The following is a 10726-nucleotide window of genomic DNA, read 5'->3' as shown; positions in this document are numbered from 1 at the left end:
CAGGTGGTGGAAGGGCACGCCATGCCAGCGGACCAGCTCTTCGGCGTCGCGGTGGTTGGACACGACACCGGCGATCTCGATCGGCAGGGTGCCGGCGCGGCGGCGCGACAGCAGGTCGGCCAGACAGTGATCGTGCTGCGAGACCATGATCATAGTGCGGGATCGGACGGCGGCGTCCCAGAGCTGCCAGTCCATCGAGAAGGTCTCGGCAACCGCGCCGAAGGCGTCACACAGGTCCTCCAGGCTGCCGTGCGGCTCCTCGACGTCGGCGGCCAGGCGCAGGAAGAAGTGGGTGCTGTCGGGGTCCAGATACTGTTGGGCTTCGACGATGTTGCAACCACTCTCGGTGATGAAGGAGGACACCGCCGCGACGATGCCACGCCGATCGGGGCAACTGAGCGTGAGTATCAGACGCTGGTGTGACACGCCGTCAGTCTAGGGCTTCCGATCATATGATCGGAATTTTCCGGGGGTGTCCCGGGCAACGGTGATCGGCGGTTCGATGAGAAAGGGCTCCAGGGGCCGGTCGGTCGGGGTGAACCGGGGTGTTCCCGCCGCCGCGCCCGTTGAGGAGCCCGGGGTGAAGCGCCAGCGTTTCGGTACCGTACGGACCCCGACAGGGTAGATCGTCAACTGTCCGTCGGGGCTGATGTGTAGTCGCAGGAAGTTCTTGTAATCGGCGATTCCCTGTGCGGCGAACAGTTCGTTGGTGTTCAGGCCCATCGTCCGGTCGGCCAGCCAGAGATAGGCGGCGACCAGTTCGGTGGCGGCCAGGCCGCCGGCCGTGAACATCAGCGGGAGCACCCCGGCGAGCAGCCATGTGCCGGGCAGCGGGCGCGTGATCGTGACAGCGCCGGCAAGCAGGGCGACAGCGAGCAGGAGCTGGGTAAGCCCATGTGTGGCTCCGGCGACGATGCCCCGCGCGGTCCGGCCGGCTTTGGTCAGGGCGAGCGCCGCGGCGATGACGCCCACGGCCAGCACGAGCCCGGGAATGCCGCTGAGCAGGCCCACGAACAGGCTGCCGACGCTTGCGCCGCGCAGGCCGTCCGCGATGCCGTCGAGGCGACCGGCGGCACCTCGCCCGTCCGTCCCGGCGGCGCCGATTGCCAGTGTCAGCAGTAGGTGGATGCCACCGAGCAGCGCGACCAGACCTGGCGCGAGCGCTGGCAGACGGAAGATGCCGCTGGCGAGCCGGCGGGAGGTCGGCGCGTCCGGAAAGGTGGTGCTGGCCAGCTCGTAATGGACCGGGGGGTCGCTCTTTCCCCGCGCGCGCGATGCCGGCGGCGGCAGTACCAGCTGTTGCGGCAGCCGGTGGGTGGCGGACAGGTAAGCACCGCCACCGCCGGCGGTGAACTTCACCGCGGTGCCGCCGACCTCGCTGTAACGGGCGTAGTGGTGCCGGTCGCCGGTCAGGGACACCCGCACCTGGGCGCCGGCCGCACGGATGATCGTGCGCTCGAAGTAGTCGAGGACGGCGTATGCTTCGGCGTCCTGCTCGGCCGTGCTGATCCAGCTCGGCTTCGCCGAGCAGAGGATGATCGCGTCACCGGGGTGCATCCGCTGTGCGATCTTGATGAAGTAGCGGCGTTGCGGGTCGTCGATGTAGGAGTCGAACTGGATGTCGATCCCCAGCAGCCACCATCGGTGCGGCAGCCGCACCGCGAAGTAGCTGCGGGTCTGCTCGGTACGCCAATCGCCGATGCTCGAGCCCTGGCAGAAGACCCGCATAAAGGCGGTGAGCCCGTCGTACCAGTCGTGGTTGCCCGGTAGCACGAACAGCTTCGGCCGCTCAGCCGGCTCCGAGCGCTGCCTGGGTAACGCGGTGCGGTACGGGCCGATCAGCTTGTTCTCATAGCCGGCGATGCTGGGTGTGGGGTAGCACTGGTCGCCGCCCATCACCAGCATCCGGCCGCGCGGCATCGTCGTCCCGGCCAGGTTGAGGCTGGGCGCGGCCAGCAGCGATGCCATCGCATAGGTCGAGTCGAACCCGTCACCGAGATCGCTGACGTAGTCGAACCACAGTTCGCCGGTGTCAGGTGGTTCGCTGCCATCCGGCAGCTCCCCGGAGGCTGGCGCATCACGGGTGCCGGACAGGTCGGCCACGGGCGCGGCGGGCAGCGCCGCCATCTCCTCCCGTTTGTCGGCGTACGAGCCGAGCAGCCCGCTGATGCCCACGCGTATGGCCGTACGCAGCAGCAGCGAGGGCGAGAGCCATCGGGTCATGGTGGCGCGCGTGAACCCAAGCGCGCGCTCGTTGACGATCATGACGTCGACGTGTTCGTTCTCGCGCACGTGGCCCCTTATCCCGTTACGTCAACCGGAACGCTGCGTCATATCGCCGTTGCGGGACGCTCTCTAAATGGCCGCGCGTCGCCTTCAGCGAGAGAAGCGTGGCAATTCAATCACACCCGCCCGACAGCCGGGCGGGTGCGGATCAGGTCACGCGGCTATCGGGGCGGCGGTTCGGCCGGTCCGGTGATAATGGCGAGGACCTTGGTGCCGGGCGGGATCACGCCACCTCGCACCAGGGCGAAGATACCGTACATCATCTTCGCCACATACACGGCTTCGAGCAGGATTCCATGGCGCTCGGCGAAGGCGTCGACAAAACAGCGGAGCTCCGGTGGGTTCTTCGCGAAGCCATCGAAGTGGAAGCCGCATTCGACCCGCCAGTTGTCGGTCGACCGGCCGAAGGCGGCACGTTGCAGGCCGGCGACCACCCCGGTGAGAAAATGTCCGCCTTTCAGCGCGGAGAACCCGATGGCGGTTCGGCCCGGTTTCAGGCCGGCCGCGATACCGGCCAGCGTGCCGCCCGTGCCGCACGCGCAACAGACCAGGTCGAACTCGAGGCCGATCTCGGCGATGATCTCAGCGCAACCGCGGACCCCGGCGGGGCTGCTGCCGCCCTCGGGGATCAGGAAGAAGTCGCCGAGGCGCCTCCGCAGGTCTGCGATGACGCCGGGGTCGTCCTTGCGGCGGTATGCGGACCTGTCGAGGTAGGTCAGATACATGCCGCTGGCCGCGGCCGCCGACAACGACCAGTTGAGCGGGAGGTGTTCCTCCCCGCGGATCACACCGATCGTCTGGACCCCGATAATCTCACCGGCGGCGGCTGTCGCGCGGATATGGTTGGAAAAGGCGCCACCGAAGGTCAACACGGTCGACATGCCCGCCGCGGCGGCGTCGGTCAGGTTGTACTTGAGCTTACGCCATTTGTTTCCCGGTACTTTTTCGCTGATGAGGTCGTCGCGTTTGACAAAAACCTGGACGCCGTGGCGGGTGAGCCGATCGTCGCGCAGCTCCTCGACTGGCGACGGAAGGTGAAGGCCGAGATCCGTAACCCAGCCGAGATGCGTCACTCGATCGTCAGTCCAGCCTGGGCTGGATGTTGTCGAGAACACCGTTCCACAGCTTGCGGATACCGATCGGCGCGAAGGCTCGTTCGAAGAAGCCACCGATTCCGCTTGCGCCCGCCCAGCTTGTCTCTACTGATATCCGCGCCGTTCCCGGGTCAGCGGGCCGCACCGTCCACACGGTACGCAGAGTGGAGTTCTGGTCGGTTTCGGTGAGGGTCCGGCTGGGTTCGGGTGTGGACACGACCGCTTCGACGGTACGGACGCGGCGGCGGGTCGCGTGCAGCCGGTAACGAATCCGGGTACCGGCGCCGGTACCGCCCTCGATCACTTCGTAGTCGGTGATCATTTTTGGCCACGCCTCGGCGCGAATGCCCCTGTAGTCGGCGAGCGCGTCGACGACCTTCGCCGGTGTCGCCGCGACGACCCGTTCCACCGCTACCTTGATCTCTGCCATCCGCGCTCCATTCATGGTTGTTCCGTTGCTGCGTGTTCCGTCTGGGGCTCTTTGGCGTCAGTACCTTGTCACGACCGGCCGGGGGCGCTGTTGAGCAGCCACAGGTCGACCCCGTCGACGTAGCGCCCGGGTGCACCCGCCAGCGTCGTCAGCAGGGTGACGAGCTCGTCGTGGTGATCGGTGGGGCCGAGGATGATCGCATTCAGATGGTAGTGGTCGAAGGCTGCCGCCAGGCCAGGTTGTCCCAGGGCCGCCTGTGCGGTCCGCTGGCCGGTCGCGACAGCGATGAGCGCTGAGTTCAGCGGGTCGACCTCCGGATGGAAGCTGGATCGTCCATTACGGTCAGGAACTGTGCAGTAGCAACCTGGCATAGTAAACCGGAAACCGGTCTGCGCCTGCCACAGCATCGCGATGTTCTGCTGAGGGTACGGATAGGGCACGACCAGCGCTGTCGTCGCTGTGGGCAGGTTGTCGACCTGCGGGCCGGTGAAGAACCTCGGCGTGACCGTGGTGAAGGGCAGGAGCGTCGCCGGTACCAGCGGCACCAGGGCGGCGGCGGTAACGACGCCGGTGACGGCGCGCAGCCGCGGCGGCCGTGCCTGGTCGAGCCAGACCGCGATCATCGCACCCGCGGCCAGCACGAGATACAGCGACAGGCGGGACGGCAGTGCGTTGTGCAGCACCGGCCCCAGCTCCAACAGACGCCACGGCAGTGGGATACCGGTGGCGTGCCCGCCCAGGTGCAGGTGCGGGCCGAGGGACAGGACGGCGACGGCGGCGAACAGCGGCCCGCACAGGGCCACGAGCGGATCACGGCGTAACCGCAGCGCGATGAAGGCGAGCAGAGCCAGCAGCGGGAGGCCGAAGTAACCGCTGACCTCCACCGCGTTGCCGGAGAACCGCAGGCTTTCCCGGACGGCGAAGTCCGGGCCGATGGCCTGGAGCGGCGTGGGCGTGACGAAGGTGAGAAGGTCGGACACGGCGATGTCGGACGGCTGGATTGATCCGTGGACGCGCTGGGGGCCGAAGAACTGGATGTAGAGCGGCCAGGCGAGCAGCACGGTGGCGACGGCCGCGCAGACCGCGAGCCCACCTGCTGCCGCCGCGGCGCGCAGGCGGATCTGATCACGATGCTGGACGCACAGGATCGCGATGGCGATGATCGCAACCACCGCTGAGGTCGCCAGCACCTCCTCGCTCACCAGCGCTTGGGCGGCTACGGCCACGCCGAGCAGCGCGCCGGTCCGCGCGGCCCGGCGTTGGCGGATGAGCAGGTCGTCCAGCAGCAGCAGGAGGATCGGGGGAAAGAGCGCGAACGACAGGTGCAGGTGGCCGTAGGAAGCGCCGATGACGTAGGGGCTGAAGCCGTAGAGCAGCCCGGCGGCGGCGGCGGGGAACGCCGCGCTCCAGCGGCGCATCACCAGGAACATCACCCAGCCGGACAGCGCCGGCGCGAGCGTCGTCAGTACCTGGAAGGCCACCAGCGGCCCGGCCAGCACGGTGATCGGTGCGGCCAGCACACCGAGCAGCGGCACGCCAGTGCTCCACATGATGTTGACGCCGTCCGGAGCGTTGAGAAAATGGGTGACGAACGGGTCAAGCCCGTGGGCCAGGGCGTAGGGCGTCCAGGCCAGGTACCAGGAGAACAGGACGGCATCGCTGCCGCCGTAGATAGTCGTGCCCAGATCCGTCCAGCCATCCCAGAACAGCGCTACGGACAGCGCGCAGAAGCCGGCGAGAACAGCCGGGGCGGCCAGCCATCGCTTCCTCCCCTTTTTCCCCGCGTCTTTCCCCCGGCCCGTTCCAGTGTCGGCGCTGGTGTCGAGCGCGGTCACGGGCATCCCCTCAGATCGTCCTCAGCGAGTTGACTCGCCCGCGGTGCCGCCGTGGCTCCCGCGTCCCCCGGCGGCGTCCTGGACGCTTGCCGGCGGTCGGGGCCCGCTGCCGCGGAAGCGCGGGCCCGGATCACCGAAACCGGCTGATTACCGGCGGGTTGCGTGGTGATCCCGGGGAAGTCGGTGCGGGCGGTGGCCCGCAGCCGGGCGAGGCCGGCCAGCAGGCGCAGCTCGTCGACCGTGCGTGCGGCGCTGTCGAGCAACGCCGGTGACATCACCAGCACGGCCAGGACCTGCGCCCGCGACAGCGCGACGTTCAGCCGGTTACGGGAGAGCAGGAAGTCCAGCCCCCGGGGCGCTTCGGACGCGCTGGACGTGGTCAGCGACACGATGACGACGGGTGCCTCCTGGCCTTGGAAGCGGTCGACGGTCCCGGCCCGGACGCCGTGCGTCCCGGCCCTGTCGAGCGCCTGCTCGATCGCCCGTACCTGGCGGTTGTACGGGGCGACCACCAGGATGTCGGGGCCACGCAGGACGCGCTCGCCGTCGAGGTCGACGAAGCGCCGGCCGAGGATGGTCTCGATCAGGCCGGCGACCGCGTCCTTCTCCGGGTCCGAACGGGTGGTGTTGCCGTAGTGGAGCACGTCGCGCAGGTAGAGGCCGGCGTCGATGCCGTCGAGGTGACGGCCGGCGGTCACCGGGTGGGCGTGCAGCCGTCCCCGGTAGGCGAGCGCCGAGACCGGTTCGCACACGGCCGGGTGCATACGCCTGGTCAGATCGAGAAAGTACCCGAACGCGCCGGGGATGACGTCATTCGTGCCGAGCAGGTGGGAGAGGGCGGAGGCGTCCGCGCCGTCCGGGTGGATCCCGGCGACGACCTGGGGGAGCTGCTGCGGGTCACCGAGCAGTACGAGGTTGCGGGCGGCACCGGCGACGGCCAGGGTGTCGGCGAGCGCGAACTGGCCCGCCTCATCGATGATCAGCACGTCGAACGGCTCCGCGCGCAGCGCGGGGTTCGCGAAAGCCCACGAGGTATCGCCCACCAGATGCCCGTCCGGGTGCGCGGCGCGCCAGGAGACCAACGCGCGGAGGTCACGGGGGCAGTCCCACGGTGCCAGCGGGCTGGGCTTCTGCCCGGAGCGCAGCTTCTTGGCCGCGGGTATCCCGGTGGCGGGAGGGCGGCTCGCCGCCGGGATGTTGCCGGTCGCCGCCAGCATGGCGTTCTCGATCGCCTTGTGGCTGGTCGAGCACACCCCGACCGTGCGGCCCTGGCCGACCAGATGGCGGATCAACCGTCCGGCCAGGTAGGTCTTGCCGGCTCCGGGCGGCCCCTGCACGGCCAGGTAGGACCCGGCGAGTAGGTCGACGGCGGCGAGCACGGTGGCAATCAGATCATTCCCGTGCTCGGCCGGGTCGGGCAGGCCGACCCGGCCGAGCAGACGTGGCGGGTGCCGGCGAAGCAGATCCATGGCCGGGCCTTCGGGCAGCGCGGGCCCGGCCAGGACGGTGCGGGCGAGCTCCGCGATCGCGGCCGGTTTCGGTTCGGGACGCACCGGCGCGCCAGGCAGCACGGCGACCGGCAGTTCGGCAGCTGCCCCGGCGCTGCCGTCCCCGTCGAGACCCACCTCGCCGGGCCTGGCGGTCTCGTGGATGAGCAGCTGGTCGGGGCCCGCGCGCTTGATGCTGCCATCACGGGTGGTGCCGTCGGCCCCACCAGCCCCCGGGTAGAGCAGACGGATCCGGTCGCCGTCGGAGTACGGATGGGTGCCCTCAGCGTCGAGTGCGGCCAGCAGGTCACGCCGGGTTCGTTTCCCTCGCCCGGCCGGGACGGCCCAGTCCTCGACGATGGTCCAGCCCAGGGGGACGGCGCAGTTGTCGTTCGCCTCCAGCGCCGCTCGGTCGGCGGTGAGCCAGGCGAAGAACTCCCACCACGCCGGCTTGTTCTCGCGGCGGTGGTACCCGACGGCGGCGGCCAGCAGCGCCCGCGCCCGCTCGTCGTCGGTCCAGACCGCCGGATCGTCCGGCAGCTTCGCGGTCAGCGCGTCCACTGTCGCGTCCACTGTCGCGTCGGGCCCGTCGCCGTGGTCCGCCGACGGGTGGTATGCCGGCGCGCCCGCTATGCCCTGCGCCGCGCGCAGGTCCAGCAGCCAGCGATGCAGCCGGTGGGTGGATACGCAGTCGACCCGGTTGTACTCGGCGATCTCGCCGAGGAGGCGGTCGGCCGCGGCACGGTCGGAGTTTGCGAGGTGGGCCAGAACGTTCTCGTAGGCGACGATGCTGTCGATCGCGGTCTTGACCTCCGTCCCCCGGGCGCCGGCCAGGTACAGCGGTTCCAGATACTTGATCGAATATGAGCGTTGGGAGATCTTCAGGCTGCGCCGGACAACCGTGTAGAGGTCGACGAGCCTGTGCCCGGCAAGCAGGTCGTCGACCTGCCGCTCGCGGGTGCCGTGGCGGGCGGCCAGCCGTTTCAGGGCGTTCGGCTCATACGGGGCGTAGTGGTAGATGTGCGCCTGCGGATGGTCGGCGAGCCGCGCGGCCGCCCAGTCGACAAACCGCTCGAAAGCGCGCTTCTCCGCTGGCCGGTCATGTGCCCAGAACGGATGGAAGAGCTCCTGGGCGCCGTCCCCGGTACCGGTCGGGGTCACGGCCCCGAACAGGTACTCCAGACCAGTGTTGCCCAGCGCGTATGGGTCGCCCTCCATGTCGAAGTAGATGTCACCGGGGTCCTGGGCGGGCAGGGAGGCGAGCCCGTCCGGGGCGACCACCCGGACGGTCACGGTCCCGGTCCGGTCGTCATCGGTGCGGGTGGCATCCTGGATGGCCTGTAGCTCCGCCTGGAGCCGTAGCCCGGCGAAGGTCGCCGCGGCCATCGACGGCGGGCGCTGGTCGTCACCGGCCGCGGCGAGCTGTTCGAGCGTGCTGATCCCGCCGGCCCGCAGCTTGCGTCGCTGATCGGTGCGCAGGCCGGCGACCAGCGACAGGTCACGGGCAGCCTCCCGCCCTTTCTCGCAGTGGCCGGCGAACGCGCAGGTCTCACATGCGGGCCGGGGATCAGCCCAGGAGGGCGTCGGGATCGCGGGTTCGGTCGCGAGCCGCGAGGCCAGCCGGGTCCGGGCATGGCTGATCAGGGGCGCGATATCGTCAGCCCGCAGCGACTCCAGCCGGCCGTCGCCGAGTAGCAGATGGATGTGGCGCGCGACGTCTACGCCGATCGTCGGCAGCGCCTGGGCATAGGCGGTGAGCTGCAGCACCGCGGTAGGACGGGCGTGGCGGGCGAGTTTGGCGTCGTACGGCTCGTAGCGTCCGTTTGCCGGGGCGCCGGTGTGGGCGCCGGTGAGCGGGTCGAGGTGCGTGGCGATCAGGAAGTCGGGCCGGCCCTGGAAGGAACCGTCGAAAAGGACACCCTGGTAGATGACGGCGACGCCGGCGGCGACGGCGTCGCGGGTCTGATCCCTCGCCGCGGCCAGCGCGGTCAGGGTGTTGTCAGGCCGTTCGATCACCCGGACGCCATCCGCGCCGAAGATGTGGACGAGCCGCTCCAGCCAGCGCCGTTCGTGGGCGTCACCGTGGCGTACCAGCAGGTCGTCCGCTTCGGACGTGGTGACCTCCGCGCCGGTGCCGTCGAGGCGCACGCCGGCCGCGCGGGCATGGGACAGCGCTAGCCGGTGCCCGCACTCGAGCGTGTCGACGACATCACCGGCGGACACGACCCATCGGGCATCTCCGCCGGCGGTGTCGTCGAGTCGCTGCATGCCATCCCCCGGATAGTCGCTTCGTGACGATCCGGGGACCCCTGGCTCGAGGGCCGGCCGCCGCGGCGGGCTGGTCAGTCCGCCGCGTGCGAACCGACCCGGACAAGCTTCGCAGGGTGCGTGTGATCTTCACGTCATGGGCTCGGTCTGGCTGGGCTCAGTCTGGCTGGATGCTCATCCTGGCTGGGTGCCATACCGGGTGGCGGCGTTCCTGACCAGTTGCAGTGAGCCCGGATCGGCGCTCAGCTGTTTGCTGTCCATGAAACTGAACCCGAACAGGCCCGCGGCGGTAATCTGCCGTACGTAGTCGTCGGTGAAAATCGTCCGCAGATCGTCATGCCAGGTGGCGGTCGAGCCGTCGTCGGGTTTGTAGTGCGCGACCATGACCGGGCCATACCCACCGAGGATCTGCGTCATCCTGCGGATATCGTCGACATTGCTTTTTGAGTCCATCGCCTGGAAGCTCTGGAAGTCCGACTGACGCAGCACGTCGTCGAAGTGCCCGATCAGCGATTTTCCGCCGCCTTTTGCCGGGTCGTCCCAGCGGGCCTGCCAGCCACCCCAGCCGAGCGAGACCCTCGCGTTTGGCGCCATGGAGTGGAAGATGCCCATTGCCGCGGTGTACTGGTCCTTCAGCTTCAGGTAGTAGTTGGTCACCTCGGGCGTGGCCGCCCAGGTGTTGGCCTGGCACGGATAGGTCTGTAGCTCGGTGAAGAGCGTGACGTAGAGGGGCGCTCCGTCCGCCGGGCCAGCGAATATCTGCGCGAGCCGTCTGGTGTCACCCAGGAACGATGATGACAGTGGGTAGTCGCGACCACACGCTGGGCCGTACTTGGTCTGGACCGTCGCGACCTGACCGGCCCCGCCGAGCCACACCACGAGGTGGATCGCCCGTCGTTTGGCGTAAACCTGTGGAATGAGGTCCTTCGCCCAGTTAGTCATGAAACCGAAGTCGTTCGGGCTGTTGTACCAGGTTGTGAACATCCCCAGCTGGTTGGCGACGGGCGATGTCGAGTCGCTGTCGAGGGAGGGGCCAAGGCCGAACACGAGCTTTCCGGTCTGGCCGAATACGGCCGGTCGGGGTGATATACGATTGGCGGTGCCCGTCACATTTCCCACCGCCCGCGTCTGGCCGGTTATATCCGGTAGTGACCAGGCGAGGAGGCCGGCGAGTGTCGCGAGAAACACAAAAGACGCTTCAAGTGGGCGAAACGACTTCAATACGAACAAGGCGGGCTTCTCCGCGGTTTCTCCCGAAGTGTGCCCCCGGACGGGGGTAGCGTACATGCTGCCATCCGGCCGACAGGGCCATCCTGGAGATCGCCG

General features: G+C 68.9%; 7 protein-coding genes. All 7 read right to left on the bottom strand.

Annotated features, from left to right (window positions below):
* On the bottom strand, positions 1-426 hold a 426-nt coding region (locus MJ785_RS05685), incomplete at its 3' end, for an ACT domain-containing protein (protein WP_239345062.1).
* A gap of 9 nt (positions 427-435) precedes the next feature.
* A complete protein-coding gene (locus MJ785_RS05680) occupies positions 436-2292 on the bottom strand; it encodes a hypothetical protein (RefSeq protein WP_239380140.1) in 1857 nt (618 codons plus the stop codon).
* A 155-nt stretch (positions 2293-2447) separates the two neighbouring features.
* Positions 2448-3359, bottom strand: coding sequence for a 1-aminocyclopropane-1-carboxylate deaminase/D-cysteine desulfhydrase (locus MJ785_RS05675; RefSeq protein WP_239380139.1), 912 nt, complete (start codon positions 3357-3359; stop codon positions 2448-2450).
* 7 nt (positions 3360-3366) lie between these two features.
* On the bottom strand, positions 3367-3810 hold the full coding sequence (locus MJ785_RS05670; protein ID WP_239309832.1) for an SRPBCC family protein: 444 nt from the start codon (positions 3808-3810) through the stop codon (positions 3367-3369).
* 68 nt (positions 3811-3878) lie between these two features.
* A complete protein-coding gene (locus tag MJ785_RS05665) occupies positions 3879-5651 on the bottom strand; it encodes a hypothetical protein (protein ID WP_239380138.1) in 1773 nt (590 codons plus the stop codon).
* On the bottom strand, positions 5642-9400 hold the full coding sequence (locus MJ785_RS05660) for a TM0106 family RecB-like putative nuclease (RefSeq protein WP_239309836.1): 3759 nt from the start codon (positions 9398-9400) through the stop codon (positions 5642-5644). Before MJ785_RS05660 ends, MJ785_RS05665 begins: the two co-directional genes overlap by 10 nt.
* Before the next feature lie 174 nt (positions 9401-9574).
* Entirely contained in the window at positions 9575-10687 is a 1113-nt protein-coding gene (locus MJ785_RS05655) for a hypothetical protein (RefSeq protein WP_239309838.1), read from the bottom strand.
* Positions 10688-10726: the final 39 nt, after the last annotated feature.

It is taken from the genome of Protofrankia sp. CiT1, from assembly GCF_917627335.1.
GTDB lineage: Bacteria > Actinomycetota > Actinomycetes > Frankiales > Frankiaceae > Protofrankia.
Note: the sequence above shows the minus strand (reverse complement) of the source record. Positions and strands in the feature narration are given on the sequence as shown.

Excerpts from the sequence above, each read along its gene's own strand:
- MJ785_RS05665 (WP_239380138.1), bottom strand. The coding sequence starts at position 5,651 with ATGCCCGTGACCGCGCTCGACACCAGCGCCGACACTGGAACGGGCCGG.
- MJ785_RS05655 (WP_239309838.1), bottom strand. The coding sequence starts at position 10,687 with ATGTACGCTACCCCCGTCCGGGGGCACACTTCGGGAGAAACCGCGGAG.
- MJ785_RS05660 (WP_239309836.1), bottom strand. The coding sequence starts at position 9,400 with ATGCAGCGACTCGACGACACCGCCGGCGGAGATGCCCGATGGGTCGTG.
- MJ785_RS05670 (WP_239309832.1), bottom strand. The coding sequence starts at position 3,810 with ATGGCAGAGATCAAGGTAGCGGTGGAACGGGTCGTCGCGGCGACACCG.